The organism is Oceanobacillus caeni, from assembly GCF_019037185.1.
Taxonomy (GTDB): domain Bacteria; phylum Bacillota; class Bacilli; order Bacillales; family Amphibacillaceae; genus Oceanobacillus; species Oceanobacillus caeni.
In genome coordinates this window covers 1-19059 of the sequence record NZ_JAHHXM010000049.1, presented here as the reverse complement: position 1 = coordinate 19059, position 19059 = coordinate 1, and the positions used below count along the sequence as shown (strand labels likewise).

Genomic DNA, 19059 nt, shown 5'->3' with positions numbered 1-19059 from the left:
AGAAAATTTCAACATTCAAATCAAAGACACAAATTAAATGGTTGACTTCTATAATTATTTTTTATGCAACGCTAGTGTAAATAAACATGATTTTAATATTGTTGATAACCATGAAGATGCCAATGTGATCATAAGCATCGGAGGTGACGGTGTATTTCTCGAAGCGGTTAGAAAGACTGGTTTCAGACAAGATGCGATTTATGCTGGATTTACCCTTGGAAATTTATCAAGTTTGTATTGTGATTTTAGTTTAGAAAATTTTAATGATTTACTCGAAACGATTTCACGTGAAGGGATGAAGGTTCGGAAATTCCCTGTCATTAAGGTGCAAGTAAATGGTTTGCGTCCTTTTTATTGTTTAAATGAGTTAACGATACGATCCACCATTGTTAAGACGATTGTGCTTGACGTTTTTATTGATGAGCGCCATTTTGAAACGTTTCGTGGGGATGGAATGGTTATAGCAACACCAACTGGTAGCACTGCTTATAACAAATCAAATAAAGGAGCGATCATTGATCCCCTTATTCCGAGTTACCAAGTATCAGAGATATCTTCAATGAATAACAATAACTACCGTACATTAGGCTCTTCATTTGTTTTGGATAAAAGTCGTAAATTAACATTAAAGGAAATTGAGGATGGAAATGATCATCCAATTATAAGTTTTGATAATGAAGCATTTCCAATTCGTAAAATAGATAAAATAGAGATTACGATGGATGATACTGTTGTAAAAACCGTTCGGTTAAAAAATAATTCTTATTGGGATCGGGTAAAAAGAATGTTTCTATAGAGCAAAATCAGGATTACCCTTACATGTCTTTAAAAAATATTAACGGGCTATCCTTAAGTGGATAGCCCTTGCCAGTTATATTCAATTTAAGTTTTATTTACCAGAAAATTGTTGTTGAGCCATAGATACTAAGCGTTTTGTAATTTCTCCACCAACTGATCCGTTAGCACGAGAAGTCGTATCAGCACCTAAGTTTACGCCAAATTCTTGAGCGATCTCAACTTTCATTTGTTCTAGTGCTTGTTCTGCACCAGGTACTAATAATTGGTTTGAATTATTACTATTGTTATTTGCCATGTTTGTTTACCTCCTTTGGTTTTTCAAAGAAGCGGCTACTTATTTCATTTGGCCGCCGAATTGTTGTTGAGCCATTGAAACTAAACGTTTCGTAATCTCTCCACCAACAGAACCGTTAGCACGAGAAGTAGTGTCTGCACCAAGTTGAACCCCAAATTCCTGAGCAATCTCAACTTTCATTTGTTCTAGTGCTTGCTCTGCACCAGGAACTAATAATTGGTTTGAGTTGTTGCTGTTGTTATTTGCCAATTTGTTCACCTCCTTGGTACTTGTAGATTGTGCACAATTCGGTGAAACCATTCATTTTTTTAACAGGCAATTACTGGTAAAAGACCAATGAAAGTAACAAACATCGCACTGTTCTATCTTCAAGCTGTTGTTCAAAAAATCCGGTGAAAATGATAATTACAATAAATCACTAAATGGATTTAAGGAATTATTTTTGTCGGTTATTTTCAATGTTTCTATCCCTTCTAAAGCTTCTTGAATAGAAGGGGTGAAATCATGTGTTGATTCATAATAATTTACTTTATCTCGTTTTGGTTTCGTTTTTGGTGACCTTGGTACAAAAATAGTACAACAATCTTCATATGGTAAGATAGACGTTTCATAAGTACCAATTTCATGAGAAATATTAATTACTTCTTGCTTATCCATTGTAACAAGAGGTCTAATAATAGGATAATTGGTTACTTCATTAATCGTGTGCATACTATCCATCGTTTGACTAGCGACTTGACCAAGATTCTCACCAGTTGCAAGAGAAAGAATTCCTTCTTTCTTACAAACTTCCTCACTAATTCTAAACATCATTCTCCGCATAATTGTCATAGCATATGCATCTGGCATTTCTCTAAATATTTCTTGCTGTAACTTTGTAAAAGGTACAATGTGAACTTTTATTGATTTACCAAATTTGGTAAGCTGCTTTGCTAAATCAAGAACTTTTTCTTTTGCACGTTCACTAGTATATGGAGGAGAATGAAAGTGGATAGCTTCAATTTCCACTCCACGCTTCATTGCAAGAAAGCCTGCAACTGGGCTGTCTATACCACCAGACAATAATAATAACGATTTGCCAGAAGTACCTACAGGGAGTCCACCGAGGCCAGGTATGACGCTAGAAGTAATGTAAGTAGCTTCATTACGAATTTCTACTTTCACCTCTACATCCGGATTATGCACATCAACAGTAATTCCTTCTGTATTCGATAATAAATGTCCACCCAATAATTGATTCATTTCTTGTGAACGTACAGGAAAATCTTTATTAATACGTTTAACAGTAACCTTAAAGGTGTTTACGTTTTTTGCTTGTTTCAAGGCATAAAGCGCAGCTTCTTTTACCTTCTCTACCTCATTATCAACCTTAATAGCTAAACTTAAACTTTGAATTCCAAATATTTTTTTGCATTTTTCCATAATTGGCTCTGGATCGTTACCATTTAAAATAACAAACATTCTACCCTGTGTACGTTTCACTTTTACATTTGGAAATTCCTTCACTTTTTGCTGTACATTTTGTTGTAATTGAGTAATAAATTGCTTAATGTTTTTACCTTTTAAGGCCATTTCTCCATAACGAATTAATATATGATCAAATTCCATTGTTATCTACTCCAGTGCTTGTTTAAATTCATTTATTGCCCTTTTTAATTCAGTAATAAATGTTTTGATTTCTTCCATTGTATTATCGTAGGAAAGGCTGATTCTTAATGCAGAAGTCGACCTATCCGCCTTAAAACCACATGCAACTAGAACTTTACTTTCATCTTTTGATTTGGATGAACATGCGGATTTAGTAGAGATAAATATATCTTGTTTCCCTAACATATGAATGATAACTTCTGGTTTAACTCCAGGAACAGAAATATTCACAATATGTGGTGCTGCATTTTTCGGAGTATTGACCGTTACACCGTCTATTTTTTTAACCTCCTGGATAATGTACTGTTGCAATTGATACATTTTTGAGCCTTCGTTTTTTTCTTTTTCTTTAATTAAACGTAAAGCTTTCACCATTGCTACTATACCGGCTAGGTTTTCGGTACCAGAACGTATATTTAATTCTTGGCCCCCTCCATGGAAGAGCGGAAATAGTTTCGTCCTTCTATTAACGTATAACAATCCCGTTCCTTTTAAACCGTGAATTTTATGTCCGGAATACGTACATAAATCAATACCGTGTTTTTTAAGATTTAAAGGAACTTTTCCTAATCCTTGTACATCATCCACATGAAAAAAGAGTTTCGGATAATGTTTTGCAATTTCTCCTATTTCCTTAATTGGTTGTATGGATCCTATCTCATTATTAACATGCATAATACTGATTAAAATAGTGTCTTCCCGAATAGCATTTTTTAAATCCTTTAAAGAAATAATGCCTTGTTCGTCAACTGGTAAATAAGTAATTTCAAAACCTAATTTTTTCAAACCTTCACATGCTTCATAAATAGAAGGATGTTCGATTTCCGATGTAATAATATGTTTCCCGCGATTTTGATGCTCAAGAGCTATCCCTTTTATCGCTATATTATTACCTTCCGTACCACCTGATGTAAAAATGATTTCTTCCTTTTCAACGTGTAATAAATCAGCAGCTTGTGTTTTAGCAGTAATAAGTAATTTTTCAGCTAAACCTCCAAACTGATGGATGGAGGATGGGTTACTATAATATTGTGTAGAGACTTGATTAAAGCTTTCTAAAACAGATGGATCTGGTCTAGTTGTCGCACTGTTATCTAAGTAAATCATTGTAAAACTCCTTATATCAAAAATAAAAAATTAAGAGCTTATCGATAAGTTGGTTAGTAAAAATCCCTATACTTATCGTAAGCCCTTAGTTTTAAATAGAAATCACAGCTTGCGTTTCTTCGATTTTTTTGAGTGCACCAGGCTCAATTTCTTCTATAGCCTTTGCAGCAGTCTCTAAAGCTAATTCATATTCATAAGATCTAAATAGTCGCTCCGATTCAGCTAATTTAGCAGCTAATAATGGATACTTGCTACGATACCTATTCGCATACTGAATGACCTGTTCTGTTAAATATGCTTGATCAAGCATTAGGTCTGTATCATCTATTGTTTGATCTAATGAAACTTTAGCTTCTGATAACGCTTCTTGAACCGCTGACATATCTAGTGGTGTCTTCTCTAACGCTACTATAACTTGATTATTCTTATTCGCTGTATTCTCAATACGATTCCAAATATACGTAGGGACTCCAGGGATATTGCTCTTTTTTAGTTTTCTATTTAGATTGTATAGCTGAGCTCGCATTTCTGCAAGTGTATCCCTAGCTTCCATCTCATCTTTACGCAGGTTTTTAATACTTTCTTTAAATTCCTCAAGATTTTCTTCTAGTTCCTCAAGTTTTAGAAATCCATCTTCCAACCTTTCACGTAATTCGGAATGACCAATTTCTTCTTTATCCATATTCAAGGCCAATTGTTCTAACTGATCTTCCATAGAAGAAATCAATTTCCCAAGGTTTAAATATTTTTCCATATCCGCGTCTTCAAAGTAATAAGCTTGCTTTAATTCTTCTACTTCATCTTGTGTAATTTGGAATTTTTTTCTAACATTTTCAAAAGCTTGCTTAAAACTTGGAATTTTTGAGTCGGTGAAGCTCTTAGCTATTGCTTCTTTTTCTAATAATTGGTACATTTCGTTAATTCTTTCCTCGATATCGGCTAAAAATTGTTCAGCTCCTTCAGTCTCCCCTTTTTCGAGTTTCTGAACTAGATCCCTTAGCTTCCCATGATATGTATGAATTTCTTTTTCCAATCCTAAATGCTCAACTCGATACCCATCTTCTCTCATTTCTTTAATGCCAGCCAATAGGTTATCTAGTTGTGAAGGGATATCATTTTTGCATTTTTTGAAGGTTATAGGAAAATGATCAATTACCTTTTCTAGTTCTTCTTTTTCCAGTTTCATTTTTAGAACAAGTTCTTTTGCTTCAAAATAATTACCTTCATCTACTAGTTCATAATACTTTTTGAAGGAGTCTTCAAGCTTATCAATTTCATTGTCAAAAAATAACTCTGCTTTTCCATATTGATATCGATTTTTTGAGAGAATTCTTCTTAATCCCTTTATACTAGGTTCAAGCTCTTCTATTTCTTTTCTACTTACTTCTTCAGACTTTAAAAGCTCTTCTAAACCATTTAATATCTCATCAATTTCTTTTTCGATGGACTGTAGATTATCTTCTGTCGTTAGTAGTACTCTTTTCGCTTTCGGTATAAAAAATCGATCTGCAGCTTCTTCAGCATCCATTAAATATTCTTCAATATCAGCTAATTCTTTTGTAACGATATTTTCCCATCGTTCTTTCCATTCCTCAAAACGTTCTAACGTTTCACCAGAAAGATTTAAACTTTTTATACGACTTAATTGTCCAGCAACTTCCCTCTCCATAATGTCCAGTTTCCATGTTTCCAACCGGTCAACTGTGTCGTAAATTCTTTTTCTTAAAATCAATCCTATAATTAACAATACGATAACAACTAGTAATAAACTGATGAATAATGCCATAAAAAGCCTCCCAACCAATTCCAACAAAGAGGATACTTTATAAGAAAAATGTGGTTCATCGAGATTAGATATATCAACCCAAAAGCCTGATAGTATTAATTTCGATGGAACAAACATATTATGTTATTTAATCCACATGAATGAAAATTTGAAAATTATATATCTATGATATCATGGAATTGATATTTTTGGCTAAAATTATACAAATAAATTCATCTTTCGTCACGTTTTTTTAATTTACTGCTTTTCTTTTTATATCTTCACTGCTCATTACAATGAAATCTAGCCAATCTTTTATCACTCTTACATACTTTTTAACAAATAGTTGACGTGAATAATCACCCACTACTTGGTTTTTCCAATCATTGTGTAAAATATATGGTGTAATAAGCATCCCTTTTAATTGCATAAATAAGTACTGTTTATAGTCGCTTTTTAAACGTTTACCTAATAAGTCGAAAAAGGTCTTCTTTAAATAAAAATTTTCTTTTGCTAGATAGGTAACTGTCATTTCACGAACAAACACGGAATCTAGTGACAGTTCCCTTTGTATAAAGCATGTTAATTGAAAGTTATTTTGTTTATATTGTATAATTGTTGAAATTAATGAATGTAATTTATCCATGGGAGTCAATAAATTAGTTTCATTTAACGTTTTTTCAATAGAAGATAAATAATCTTCATAATAATTTGTTACGGCGTATTCTAAAAGGCCTTGCTTACTATTAAAATAATAGCTAATAGATGACACGTTAACGGAAGCTCTTTCTGCTATATCGCGAACCGATGTGCCATGAAAGCCTTTTTGGAAAAACAAAGTAGACGCAGCTTTAATTACTTTTTGTTTTGAAGGATTCTGTTTCATCTCGACTCAACTCCTTAATAGTTGAATACGACATTTTATCAATATATCCTTCATTTTTCACTCGACAAATACCGCCTGCGTTGTCGAAGTTTAGCATGATAAAAAGGGAGAGAGCTTATGTTTCAATCAAGCCTTTATTCGGGAGATAGAACGAAAGACTATGAATTAACTATCAAGCAATTAGAAGCTTTAATAAAAGATGAACCAGATCATATTGCAAATTTATCCAATGCATCAGCATTATTAAAACAGTTTTTGACAGATATTAATTGGGTAGGATTTTACATATGGAAAGAAAGCGAGTTAGTTCTCGGGCCATTCCAGGGACTTCCTGCATGTGTAAGAATAGGGTTTGGAAAAGGTGTTTGTGGTACAGCAGTAAAAGAAAGAAAAACTCAAAGAGTAGCAGATGTACTAGCCTTTCCTGGACACATTGCATGTGATAGCGCAAGTAGATCAGAAATCGTTATACCCATTATAAAAGATGGTCAAGTTTTCGGGGTTTTAGACATTGACAGCCCAAATGAGAACCGTTTTGATGAGACAGATCAAACGTATTTAGAAAGATTTGTTAACGTATTGGAAAGGTATTTATAGAGAAGCAGGGACCTTCATCCCCCCCACAGATGGTTAGTCTTCCTCCCGTTTAGATGGGATAAAATAAAAACATTATTCTAAGTTTCCTGTAAAAAAAAATTTGACATCCATATTTTAAAATATTATACTAGTCTTTGTGTAAAATAATAGGTAGCCTAAGTGAACCGACGCTTGCACCCATTTCGTTCCTTGTAAATCTAAGCAAGGTGTATCGTGTAACTCTCTGCTGCCAGAGCGATGGTACATGAAAACGGAATGGACAACGTAAGGAACACGCTCTTTTTATTTTATGCAAATAAAATAAATAAAAGGAGGACATTCTATATGTCTCGTTATACTGGACCGGTATGGAAAAAATCCCGTCGTCTTGGAATATCATTAACTGGAACTGGTAAGGAATTAGATAAACGCCCTTACGCTCCTGGTCAACATGGACCAAACCAACGTAAAAAATTATCTGAATACGGATTACAAATGCAAGAGAAGCAAAAATTACGCTTCATGTATGGATTAAACGAACGTCAATTCCGTAACCTATTCACTAAAGCTGGTAAAATGAAAGGTATCCACGGTGAAAACTTCTTGATTTTACTTGAATCTCGCCTTGATAACTTAGTTTACCGTTTAGGTTTAGCTCGTACGCGTAGACAAGCTCGTCAGCTAGTAAACCATGGTCATGTTATGGTTGATGGAAAACGTTTAGACATTCCATCTTATAGTGTGAAACCTGGTCAAACCATTAGTTTACGTGAAAAATCTCAAAAACTAGATATCGTTAAAGAAGCTTTAGAAGTTAATACATTCGTTCCTGAATACTTAACTTTCGATGCGGATAAATTAGTAGGAACTTTCTCTCGTTATCCTGAACGTTCCGAACTACCAGCTGAAATTAACGAATCGCTTATCGTTGAATTCTACTCTCGTTAATAGTGGTACGTTTTATTTAACAGTTTTCAAAGCCCTAGAAACCTTGTTTATCGAGTGTTCTAGGGCTTTTCTGTGTTTTATATTTTCTAAAGAAATCTTATTAAACGGGAGTTAAACCAACTCAACGTGAAAAATCGACTTTACGTCTACATTTCCCCCATAGATAGTCCAATTTTTAGAAAGAAGGTTTTCTAATTGATTGCGTTCCTCTGTGTTGAGATATAATCCTCGAATACCTCTTTCTGTTGTTTGATAATCTATCTCTTCAATCCTATTAAATTTTAATTTTAATAAGTTTTTTAATCCATTAAAGGTAACGAATTTCACTTGATACCCATCTTCAATAATGGATTGAAAAGCGGTAGGATTGTGGTCTCTTAAGTTTATTAAATTACGAAAGTCAAAAGAGTCATGCAGACGATTCCAAACCTCGATGTCCTTTTGTTCTACTAATTCTCGATTCGTGACACCCTTACTTCTTAATGTTTCTATCATATATGCATCCATTAAAGATATCTTTTGTAGTTCCATACACTCTCTCCTTTTACTGGCGGGCGAACTCTTCTTGTTTGTTTTCAATTGGATAGAAGCAAGACACAAAATGACCCGCATCATTACCTTCATCTAAGGTAGGTACATTTCCTTTACAAAATTCTGTAGCAAATGGGCATCTTGTGTGAAATACGCACCCACTTGGCGGATTGGATGGGGATGGTAGTTCCCCTTTTAATACAATACGTTCCCGTTTCTTTTCCTTCATTGGATACGGTAAAGGTATAGCAGAAAGCAGTGCATTTGTATATGGGTGACGGGCATTCTTATACAATGATTCACTATCAGACATCTCCATCATCTTACCTAAATACATGACACCTACCCTATCAGATATATGCCTAATCACTGATAGATCATGTGCAATAAATAGATAGGTTAAACCTAATTCTTCTTGTAGATCCTCCAACAAATTAATTACTTGCGCCTGCACCGATACATCTAACGCACTTACTGGTTCATCTAAAATAATTAATTTTGGATTAAGTGCAAGGGCACGCGCAATTCCAATCCTTTGACGTTGTCCTCCAGAAAATTGATGTGGTAACTTTTTATAATCATCTGCTTTTAACCCTACTAACTCCATTAATTCTAGTACACGTTTTCTTAAATTATTTGATTGGTTATACGCTTTTAATGGTGCGGCAATTATATCTCCCGCCCTCATTCTTGGATTAAGGCTTGTATAAGGATCCTGATAGACCATTTGTACATCTCGCCTAAGTTGGTGTAATTCTTTTGAATTGTATTGTAAAATGCTTTCTCCTTCGAATAAAATATCCCCGGAAGTTGGTTTTAATAAGCCAACAATGGTACGTGCAAGGGTACTTTTCCCACATCCGGATTCACCAACAATCCCTAAGGTTTCTCCTTTATTTAAGGTAAAGTTTACACCATTCACCGCTTTAACATAGTTTGTCGTTCTTTGAAATACTCCTTGTTTTATTGGAAAATGCATTTTCAAATCCCGTATTTCCAATAAAGGTTCAGACATGTTTTAAATCCCCTTCCTGTTCTACATTTTCCATAAGTCTCTTCGCTTCTTTAAACTCCACTTCGGATAAAAGACAAGCTACAAAATGATTAGAAGATCTTTTCGTTAATTCAGGATCAATCAACTTACATTGTTCCGTAGCAAAAGGACATCGTGGATGAAAATTACACCCACTTGGTGGATGAATTAAATTTGGGGGTTGCCCCTCTATATTAAGTAAACGTTCACGAGATTCAGAATCGATACGTGGAAGGGACCTAAGCAACGACCATGTATAAGGCATAGAAGTATGAAAGAAGATATCTTCCACATTCCCCTTTTCTACAATTCTTCCTGAGTACATAACAAGAACTTTCTCTGCCATTTGAGCAATAACGCCCAAATCATGAGAGATAATAATAATAGCCATCCCATATTTTTCTTGAATATTTTTCATAAGTTCTAGTATTTGTGCTTGTATCGTAACATCAAGTGCTGTGGTCGGTTCATCCGCAATCAAAATTTTCGGATTGCATGCGAGTGCAATAGCGATAAGGACACGCTGACGCATTCCACCTGAAAATTGATGTGGGTATGCATTCATTCTTTTTTCTGGATCTGGAATACCTACATCTTTTAGTAATTCAATTGCTCTCTGTTTTGCTTTACTTTTTGGCATGTGATGGTGCGTTAATATCGCTTCCATCAATTGTTCTCCTACTTTAAAAACTGGATTTAAACTTGACATAGGATCCTGGAAAATCATCGCTATATCGTTACCTCTTATTTTCCGAAGTTCCTTTTCTTGTAATTGGAGCAAATTTCTTCCTTCAAATAGAATTTCTCCTTGCGGGTAGAAGGTTGGTGGCTTAGGATTAAGTTGCATGATAGAATGAGCTAGAACACTTTTCCCACTTCCAGATTCACCTACTATACCGACCGTTTCACCTGGCTTAATAATAAAGGATACTCCATCAACTGCCTTTACCACCCCATCTGGTGTATCAATATGAGCTTTCAGATTTTTTACTTCTAGCACCGTCTATCCCTCCTACTATTATCATGAAGCATATTGCTTTCTCTGTTTGAACATTTGTTTTTTTACTTTCTTCTTCCCTTTTGCATAAGGATCAAAAGCATCTCTAAGCCCATCTCCTAATATATTTAACGCTAGGACAGTAACAACAATAAAAATACCAGAAAAAATGGAGAACCAAGGCGCTGTTGTAATATAAATCTGCGCTTCTTGTAACATATTCCCCCATGTTGGTATGGATGGTTCAACTCCAACCCCTAGGAAGCTTAGTGCCGCTTCTGCTAGTATAGATCTTGCAAAAATAAACGTTCCTTGCACAATGATTGGAGACATGACATTAGGAAGAATGTATCGCGATAAAATTACAGGATCCTTAATTCCTGATGTTTTGGCAGCTTCAACATATTGAATATTTTTTACTTGAAGAACACTTGAGCGTACAACTCGTGTCATAACAGGCCAAAAGGAAAAGGTCAGCGCGATAATAATATTAGTTACACTTCCACCTAAAGCAGCAACCAAAGCAAGTGCCAATAATAAAGAAGGAAAAGCCAGCATCCCATCAATAATCCGCATAATAATAGAATCTAACTTTTTATAGTATCCTGCAATAAGACCCGTTATTGTTCCCATTATCGTAGAAAGCGCGGCAACCGTAAAACCGACTAATAGTGAAACCCTTGCAGCTATAATCGTTTGACCGAATATATCTCGGCCAAAGTGGTCTGTACCAAACCAATACTCTGCGGATGGTGCCATCAATCGCAGACTTGAATCCATAAAGCTTGGAGATACAGGAAGCCACCATGTAGCTGTCATGGTTGCTAAAAACAATAAAATTAAAAAGACGAAAGGAATGAGATTACGTTTTCTTCTTAACATGAAGACATCTCCTTTTTTGTTGTCCAGGAAATTATAAAATTCCTGCATGTGGATAATTATTCAGAAAAGGCCACGTCCGGCTCCAGCGCCCAGCGACTAGCGAGACTTCCTTCACCTCCGTTCGATAAGTCAACATCGACTCACTCCGTTCGTCGTGTTTCCTTTATCTCCTGCGGCTCAGTCCAGTCCGTACGTCGCTAAACGGGCGCTTGCGCCTTTGTTCCTAAATCAATCATAGCGAATCCTTGGATCTAAAAAGGCATATAAAAGGTCGACAATTAAATTAATAAGTACATAAACAAAAGCAACAAATAATACTACTCCTTGAATTACCGGGTAATCCCTACGGTGAATCGAATCAATTAACAATTGACCAACACCTGGAATTGTAAAAATCGTTTCAATGATGACTGTTCCTCCGAGCAGACCAGCAACTGTTACACCTATGACGGTTGTCGTTGGAATAAGCGCATTGGAAAACACATGCTTCATTAAAACTGTACTTTCTTTTACCCCTTTTCCTCGTGCTGTTTTCGTATAATCTTGATTGACCGATTCAAGCATGCTATCCCTGAGCATACGAGCAATTAACCCAACTTCTACAGCAGCCAAAACTATCCCCGGCAAAAGCAAATGATGTAACCAGCCCAATAATCCATCTGTAATTGGTATATAACCCGCTACAGGGAAAATAGGTACGGATACACCTAGACCAAGAACTAATAACAACGCTAACCAAAACTCTGGTATTGATGTTCCTAGTAGAGAACCTGATAAAAACAGAGGATCTAACACTGTATTCCGTTTCCATACAATAAAAATAGCAGTTGGTATTGCAACAATTATGGTTAATAACATGGATATAACCATTAAGCTAAATGTCGGACCAAGGCGTTCCACAATAATTTGTGTTACTGCTTGCTCGGAATAAATCGATTGTCCCAAGTCCCCTACAAATATATTGCCTAACCAGTCAAAATATTGAATAACTTTTGGTTTATCTAGTCCCAATTGTTGTTCTAATTGTTCAATTGCCTCAGGAGAACTATCTTCCCCCAAAATAAGGTAAGCTGGGTTACCTGGAGTAAGATGAACAATCATAAATACAATGATACTAACGATAAATAGAACAGGAATAATGGCTAAAAGTCTTCGTAACGTGTAATGTAACACTTTTTTCCCTCCCTTTATATCAATCTTTGAAAAGAACAAAGGAGCCAGTGTCGTTAAAAACAGACATGACTCCCTTTGTGGTTATTCATTCTTATAAGTATTCCAGAATCGTGGACCAATCCAAGCATCATATTCTTGAATTTCGTCACTCATTATATCTAATGTCGTTTCATTTGCAACTTTTAAGAAAGGAAGTTCATCATATACCGTTTGGTTCATTTCTTTTAATATTTTTTGTCTTTCTTCAGAAGATGCTGCTAATCCCCATTGTGTCATTAACTCAGACCAACGTTCACTGTTGTACCAACCACTACTACCGGTATCTTGAACTAGAAATCCTAACTCATTTGGTGAAAATCTAGTAGAATATCCAATGACAACAATGTCCCAATTATGAGGTTCTTGCCATTTTTCTAGATATGTTGCCCATTCATATGGCTCTAGTTCGACTGTAAACCCTACTTCCTCAAGTTGTTGTTCAGCTACTTGAGAAATACGTTTATATGCCTCATTATTGTTGGAATACATTATGGTAATGGGCTCACCATTATAATCAGATTCATTTAATAGCTCTTTTGCCTTTTCTGGATCATACTCCAAATAAGTGTCTGTTCCTTCTGCTGTATATAATTCGGTTTGAGTTGGATCAAATAGAGCACCATCCATTTCATAGAATTCTTCATTCCCATAAGTCGATTGAGCGATGGCCTCTTTATCTAGAGCATAATGTAAAGCTTGGCGAACTTTCAAATCATCAAATGGCGGCTCTGACTTATCAGGTGTAATCATTGAGTAACCATTGATATACGTAACTGGATTTATATTTGGTGTTGTTTCAATAACTTCATATAAATCTGTCGGAATGTTTTGAGCATAATCATATAGGTTTGTTTTTAAACCATTCAATTTCACTTGGGGATCCTTGACAATTAGAAAGTTAATTTGATCAAGAATAGCTTCCTTTTTACCTGTAAGCCCTCCCCAATCCGCTTCTTCACGCTGTGAATAATCATCAAACCTCGTTAGAACGATTTCATTTCCTCTTTCCCATTTTTCGAATTGATACGGTCCCGTACCAATAAGCTGTTCCGGAACTAATGGTTTTTCCCCTGCTTCCTCGGCAATTTCTTTTGGAATAATAGCTAATCCTGTTTTTGGAGCAGCCATATCATCTAGAAGCCCGTTATACACTTCGTTCAATGTAATTTCTACCGTTAATTCATCGATTGCCTTCACGTCTTCGATATACTCACTTGCAACTTTGCCTACAGAAGAAACAAGTCTCCATCTTTCAATAGATGCTACTACATCTTCCGCCCCAACAGTTGTGCCATTATGAAAATTCACATCATCTCTAATGGTTATGGTATAAACCTTTTGATCATCTGAGGCACTATAATCTTCAGCTATCATCGGTTTAACAGCAAAATCTTTATCAAGCGCTACTAATGTTTCAAAAATATGCCAAGCGATATCCCTTGTTGGACTTGAAGCATTTGACATAATGTCTAATGTATCTGGCTCACTAGTATAAGCGACGTCAAGTGTGCCACCAGTTTGTTTTTCCTCTGCCGCTGAATTTCCTTCTCCCGTCTCTTCGCTTGAACTCCCATTACTACAAGCCACCAAAATAAGTGTGAAAATTAATATAGCAAATAATTTTAATGTTTTTTCTAGACGCATTCCTCTGATCTCCCCTAGTAATTAGTCAACTAAATAGTGTGAAACAATTTTTATAAATGCCTTTTCAATATTAAGTAAAGCCCTTTCATCTATATCAAATTTCGGATGATGGTGTGGATAATGAGTACTTTCGCTTTCATTTCTTGATCCAACTCTGAAATACGTTCCAGGTTTCTCTTTTAAGAAGTAAGCAAAATCCTCCGCTCCCATCGTTGGCTCTAGTGCAACAACTTCTTCCTCATTAAAAACCTCTTTTAAAATATCATTTACAGTTGCTGTCTCTTCCGGATGATTAAATAGGGATGGGTAACCACGTAAAAAGTCAATTTCACAGTTTGCGTGATTCGCATTGGCAATTCCATTTACAATAGAATGTATTTCCTTTTCAACTAAATCACGTACATCCTCATCAAAGGTTCTTACCGTTCCCTCAATTTTAGCTTCATCTGGAATAACATTAAATGCAGCTCCAGCTTGGAATACCCCCAATGTAACAACAGCAGATTTCAATGGGTCTAATCTACGGCTTACAATTTTTTGTAGGGATTGAACAATTTCACTACCAATAACAATTGGATCAATTGCCTCATTCGGCCTAGCACCGTGTCCCCCATGCCCTTTTATCGTTATTTCAAACTTATCAACTGCAGCCATTTGGTATCCGGCACCAACAGCAACTTGACCTAATGGAAGTTCTGAAGCGAGATGAGCAGCAAATACATAATCTACATTATCGAGAATTCCCTCCTCAATCATATATTTTGCTCCTCCTGGTGGCTTCTCCTCCGCCGGTTGGAAAACAAAAAGTATTTTCCCCTTTAATTGTTCTTTATATTTACTAAGCATTTGTGCTGTCCCAAGAAGTGCTGCCGTATGGCCATCATGTCCACAAGCATGCATAACGCCTGGGTTTTCGGATGTATATGCAGTATCATTTTCTTCATGAATAGGCAGAGCATCGAAGTCCGCGCGCAAAGCAATTGTTTTACCTGGTTCTTTCCCTTCTAACTCCGCAACAATCCCGTGACCACCAATCTGTGTTTTCACAGAAAGTCCAAAGCTTCTTAATTTTTCTGCTATAAACAATGCAGTATTTTTTTCTTCAAATGATAACTCTGGATGTCTATGTAAATGTCTACGCCAATTCTGAACTTCCGAAAACTGTTCATCAACTTTATTCATAATTGTTGAAAATTCTTTAATTAAGCCCAATTAAATCCCCCGCATTCTATTTTTATTTGAATTTAGTAAGTTTTATAAAGAATACCCCATCAGTGGGAACTTCCTTCAACCCCCGCTGACTTATCAAACCTTTACGGGTAGTTGATCTCCCACCTACCTTCTTTGTTTTTTAGGCGGGAATCTTACTGTCCGTTTAGGTGGGATAAATTTATAAGTAATGATAACCATATTATACCTAGTTGTCAACTCGGTTTAGGGTATTTTCATAGATTTGGAGGCTATTTTTATATGTAAAAACTAAGGTTGAGAGTACCTTACACTTTTTTGGCAAAAAAAATACACTGACATCTCAAGTCAATGTATTTTTTCAATTTCCAATATTAATTAAAGGAAATTAAGAAATATTTTTTCTTACCACGGCGGATAATAGTGAATTTCTCTTCAATACGGTCTTCTTCGGTCACAGTATATTGAATATCTTGTTGACGTTCCCCGTTAATATAGACCGCTCCATTAGAAATATCCTCCCTTGCTTGGCGCTTAGAAGAAGAAATTTTAGCATTTACTAATAGATCAACTAGGCCTATATCTTCTTTTGAAGTTTCAAATGTTGGTACATCTTTAAAACCTTGTTCAATGTCACTGGCGGATAGCTTCTTAAAATCTCCACTAAACAATGCTTCTGTAATTTTTTTCGCTTGTGCTAGCGCTTCTTCACTATGAACTAATTTAGTCATTTCTTCTGCAAGACGTCTTTGAGCAACACGATTTTCCGGATGGTTAGTAACCTCACTTTCTAATTGAGCAATTTCTTCTTCGTTTAAAAATGTAAAGTACTTAATAAATTTAATGACATCACGGTCGTCCGTATTAATCCAGAATTGATAAAATTCATATGGCGTTGTCTTTTCCGGATCAAGCCAAATTGCTCCACCAGCTGTTTTACCGAATTTAGTTCCATCTGCCTTTGTTATTAATGGGACAGTTAAACCGTATACTTTAATTTCCTCATCTTGATTTTCTCTTGCCCGACGAATTAATTCCATTCCAGCGGTAATATTTCCCCATTGATCACTTCCACCTATTTGTAATGTTACGTTTTCTTCTTCATATAATTTCATATAATCTAAAGACTGCAATAGCATATAACTAAACTCAGTAAAAGAAAGTCCCTGTTCTATACGAGCTGAAACAGATTCTTTAGCTAGCATATAATTAATACTAAAATGTTTTCCTATATCTCTTAGTACATCAATAAAAGTTAATTTTCCTAACCAATCATGATTATTTCGTACTTTTACAGAACTTTCAATGTTCTCCACTTCTAAAATTTTGTTAATTTGTTTTTTTAATGAATCAGCGTAATATTGTACCGTTTCTGTTGTATTTAATGACCTTTCTGTGGAACGTCCACTTGGGTCCCCTATCATTCCGGTACCGCCGCCGACTAATGCAATTGGTTTATGACCAGCTAATTGGAATCGTTTTAGCATAATTAATGGTACTAAATGACCAATATGTAAACTATCTGCCGTTGGGTCAAAACCACAGTACAAACTTACCTGGTTCGTTTCTAAATGTTTTTTTAGACCTTCATGATCGGTAGTTTGTTGAATTAGTCCGCGTTTTTCTAAATCTTGTAAAATATCCATTACATGCACTCTCCTATTTTAATTTGGCATCTTTCTAAGAAAACAGCCATTTCTAAAAATAAAAAAACTCATCCCTAACTAAAAAGGGACGAGTTATTAAACACGCGTTACCACCCTTGTTGCACAGTTGTGCCACTCGGTATTGTTATCGATGTTTCCACCGTTTCCTTCATAAGAGAAGAAATTGCTCCAGAACGTAATTCATGTTACAAATGTATACTAGTTTCCACCGACCACTAGCTCTCTTTGATAGGGATTTGTAAAACTACTTCATTCTTTCTTAGCTACTTACATATATATAGAATGTTGCTAATAGTGCATGTTCAAAAAGTTGGATGAAAAAGACCGATTCAGCTGAGAAAGCTGCACCTCCACAAGGGTATGACATGTTCACCAGACTTTTTGAACATCCTCTAATAATCTTTATCATATACATTATTAAAATGCAACTAAATTCATCTATCTCGAAAAATATACTTATGATATAATTATAAAAGAATTTTAGGGGGTTTTGCAAATGAAACTGAAAGAGATGTTTCATCAATTAAAGAGAAAGTCTAAATCAGCGTGGAATACCTTTAGAAACTATGAATTTATCAATAAAGTATCGACCATATGGAAAACTGGTAAGATCCAGAAAACTTCACGTATTACATATGATGTTGTTTGGAATATAATATTAGTCTTTTTAATTATAGGTTTCATAGGTGCTTTCTTTGTTGGAGGGGTAGGCGCAGGTTTTTTTGCCTCCCTTATAAAAGATGAACCCGTACGTAGCTATGCAGACATGAAGGAAGATATCTATAATTACGATGAAACGACAAAGTTATATTTTGCTGATAATATTTATTTAGGAGATGTACAAACCGATCTTTATCGGGAAGAAACGACCCTTGATAAAATATCTCCTACCTTAATTCAAGCCGTTATTGCAACGGAAGATGAATATTTTAATGAACATCAAGGTATTGTGCCAAAGGCTATATTCCGAGCATTATACCAAGAAGTATCAAATTCAAATATGCAAAGCGGTGGTAGTACACTCACACAGCAATTAATAAAAAATCAAATATTAACAGATGAAGTATCTTTTGAAAGAAAGGCGAAAGAAATTCTCTTGGCCCTACGGTTGGAACGATTCTTTGAAAAAGATGAAATCCTAGAAGCGTATTTAAACATTGTTCCATATGGACGTAATTCCTCAGGTGGAAATATAGCGGGAATTCAAACAGCTGCACAAGGTATTTTTGGTATTAATGCAGATGAAGTTAATCTTGCACAAGCAGCATATTTAGCAGGTTTGCCACAAAGCCCATCCTATTATACACCATTTAAAAATAATGGTGGTTTAAAAGACGAGGACGGAATAAAGCCTGGCCTAAACCGGATGAAAATTGTTTTAAACCGAATGCTCGATATGGACTATATTACAAAAGAAGAATACGAAGAGGCGATAAACTATGATGTAGTTGCCGATTTCAAAGAAGAAGACAAATCTCCACATAAAAAATACCCAATCTTAACTAGAGAAATTCAATCAAGGGCAACAGATATTATTATGTATCATTTGGCAGAAAAAGATGGGCATTCTAAAGAGGATCTGGAAAAAGATAAAGAATTAAAGAAAAAGTATTCCGCACTAGCATCTAAAGCTATTCAGTCGGAAGGGTATAAGGTTCATTCGACTATCGATAAAAAGATGTACGATGCATTCCAAGAGATTGCAGCCAATTACCAATATTATGGAAATGATAAGAATACGGTAGTAAATAAAAAAACAGGCGAAACAAAGCTTCAATCTATTCAAGCTGCAGCAGTTTTAATTGAGGCTCTACGTCAAGTGACGTTGGTACTGTATTTTAGTCGACTTTTAATATGTATTTGATTATCACACTCTAGGGAAG

At 35.4% G+C, this 19059-nt stretch carries 18 protein-coding genes and 1 other annotated feature; of the genes, 4 read left to right on the top strand and 14 right to left on the bottom strand.

Annotation, left to right across the window (positions count from 1 at the left end):
- Positions 1 to 37 precede the first annotated feature (37 nt).
- Positions 38 to 796, top strand: a complete 759-nt coding sequence (locus KM885_RS16570) for an NAD kinase (protein ID WP_216884282.1) — start codon at positions 38 to 40, stop codon at positions 794 to 796.
- Between the two features lie 93 nt (positions 797 to 889).
- Here the strand turns inward: KM885_RS16570 and KM885_RS16565 are convergent, their stop codons facing one another.
- The 6 genes from KM885_RS16565 to refZ form a co-directional block, all read right to left on the bottom strand.
- Positions 890 to 1093 (bottom strand): alpha/beta-type small acid-soluble spore protein, encoded by a 204-nt coding sequence (locus tag KM885_RS16565; protein WP_047185413.1) that lies wholly within the window; start codon positions 1091 to 1093, stop codon positions 890 to 892.
- A gap of 39 nt (positions 1094 to 1132) precedes the next feature.
- Positions 1133 to 1342: an alpha/beta-type small acid-soluble spore protein gene (locus KM885_RS16560; RefSeq protein WP_060667989.1), complete on the bottom strand. Its 210-nt coding sequence runs from the start codon at positions 1340 to 1342 to the stop codon at positions 1133 to 1135.
- 156 nt (positions 1343 to 1498) lie between these two features.
- Positions 1499 to 2701, bottom strand: a complete 1203-nt coding sequence (gene thiI, locus KM885_RS16555; protein WP_047185415.1) for a tRNA uracil 4-sulfurtransferase ThiI — start codon at positions 2699 to 2701, stop codon at positions 1499 to 1501.
- A 6-nt stretch (positions 2702 to 2707) separates the two neighbouring features.
- Complete coding sequence (locus KM885_RS16550) at positions 2708 to 3847, bottom strand: cysteine desulfurase family protein (protein ID WP_047185416.1); 1140 nt, start codon at positions 3845 to 3847, stop codon at positions 2708 to 2710.
- 91 nt (positions 3848 to 3938) lie between these two features.
- Positions 3939 to 5633 (bottom strand): septation ring formation regulator EzrA, encoded by a 1695-nt coding sequence (gene ezrA, locus KM885_RS16545; protein ID WP_047185417.1) that lies wholly within the window; start codon positions 5631 to 5633, stop codon positions 3939 to 3941.
- 232 nt (positions 5634 to 5865) lie between these two features.
- Positions 5866 to 6498 carry a forespore capture DNA-binding protein RefZ gene (refZ, locus tag KM885_RS16540; RefSeq protein ID WP_047185418.1) on the bottom strand — a complete coding sequence of 211 codons (633 nt, stop codon included), beginning with the start codon at positions 6496 to 6498 and terminating at the stop codon, positions 5866 to 5868.
- Between the two features lie 117 nt (positions 6499 to 6615).
- On the opposite strand from refZ, the gene KM885_RS16535 reads away from it, so the two are divergent.
- Both KM885_RS16535 and rpsD read left to right on the top strand, forming a co-directional pair.
- Positions 6616 to 7095 (top strand): GAF domain-containing protein, encoded by a 480-nt coding sequence (locus tag KM885_RS16535; RefSeq protein WP_047185419.1) that lies wholly within the window; start codon positions 6616 to 6618, stop codon positions 7093 to 7095.
- 324 nt (positions 7096 to 7419) lie between these two features.
- Positions 7420 to 8022 (top strand): 30S ribosomal protein S4, encoded by a 603-nt coding sequence (gene rpsD, locus KM885_RS16530; RefSeq protein WP_047185420.1) that lies wholly within the window; start codon positions 7420 to 7422, stop codon positions 8020 to 8022.
- Positions 8023 to 8133: 111 nt separating this feature from the next.
- Here the strand turns inward: rpsD and KM885_RS16525 are convergent, their stop codons facing one another.
- The 8 genes from KM885_RS16525 to tyrS form a co-directional block, all read right to left on the bottom strand.
- Positions 8134 to 8553 carry a hypothetical protein gene (locus tag KM885_RS16525; RefSeq protein ID WP_052771723.1) on the bottom strand — a complete coding sequence of 140 codons (420 nt, stop codon included), beginning with the start codon at positions 8551 to 8553 and terminating at the stop codon, positions 8134 to 8136.
- A 13-nt stretch (positions 8554 to 8566) separates the two neighbouring features.
- Positions 8567 to 9568: an ABC transporter ATP-binding protein gene (locus KM885_RS16520; RefSeq protein WP_047185421.1), complete on the bottom strand. Its 1002-nt coding sequence runs from the start codon at positions 9566 to 9568 to the stop codon at positions 8567 to 8569.
- Positions 9561 to 10586, bottom strand: coding sequence for an ABC transporter ATP-binding protein (locus KM885_RS16515; protein ID WP_047185422.1), 1026 nt, complete (start codon positions 10584 to 10586; stop codon positions 9561 to 9563). The genes KM885_RS16520 and KM885_RS16515 overlap by 8 nt, the downstream gene beginning before the upstream one ends.
- 21 nt (positions 10587 to 10607) lie before the next feature.
- Entirely contained in the window at positions 10608 to 11465 is an 858-nt protein-coding gene (locus KM885_RS16510; RefSeq protein WP_216884281.1) for an ABC transporter permease, read from the bottom strand.
- Between the two features lie 228 nt (positions 11466 to 11693).
- Positions 11694 to 12638, bottom strand: a complete 945-nt coding sequence (locus KM885_RS16505; RefSeq protein WP_047185424.1) for an ABC transporter permease — start codon at positions 12636 to 12638, stop codon at positions 11694 to 11696.
- Between the two features lie 81 nt (positions 12639 to 12719).
- Entirely contained in the window at positions 12720 to 14321 is a 1602-nt protein-coding gene (locus KM885_RS16500) for an ABC transporter substrate-binding protein (protein WP_047185425.1), read from the bottom strand.
- A gap of 21 nt (positions 14322 to 14342) precedes the next feature.
- Positions 14343 to 15503, bottom strand: coding sequence for a M20 metallopeptidase family protein (locus tag KM885_RS16495; RefSeq protein ID WP_047185429.1), 1161 nt, complete (start codon positions 15501 to 15503; stop codon positions 14343 to 14345).
- A 380-nt stretch (positions 15504 to 15883) separates the two neighbouring features.
- Positions 15884 to 17155, bottom strand: a complete 1272-nt coding sequence (gene tyrS / locus KM885_RS16490; protein ID WP_047186774.1) for a tyrosine--tRNA ligase — start codon at positions 17153 to 17155, stop codon at positions 15884 to 15886.
- Between the two features lie 81 nt (positions 17156 to 17236).
- Positions 17237 to 17446: a binding site (T-box leader), on the bottom strand.
- Between the two features lie 226 nt (positions 17447 to 17672).
- On the opposite strand from tyrS, the gene KM885_RS16485 reads away from it, so the two are divergent.
- Entirely contained in the window at positions 17673 to 19040 is a 1368-nt protein-coding gene (locus KM885_RS16485) for a transglycosylase domain-containing protein (RefSeq protein ID WP_216884280.1), read from the top strand.
- Positions 19041 to 19059 lie beyond the last annotated feature (19 nt).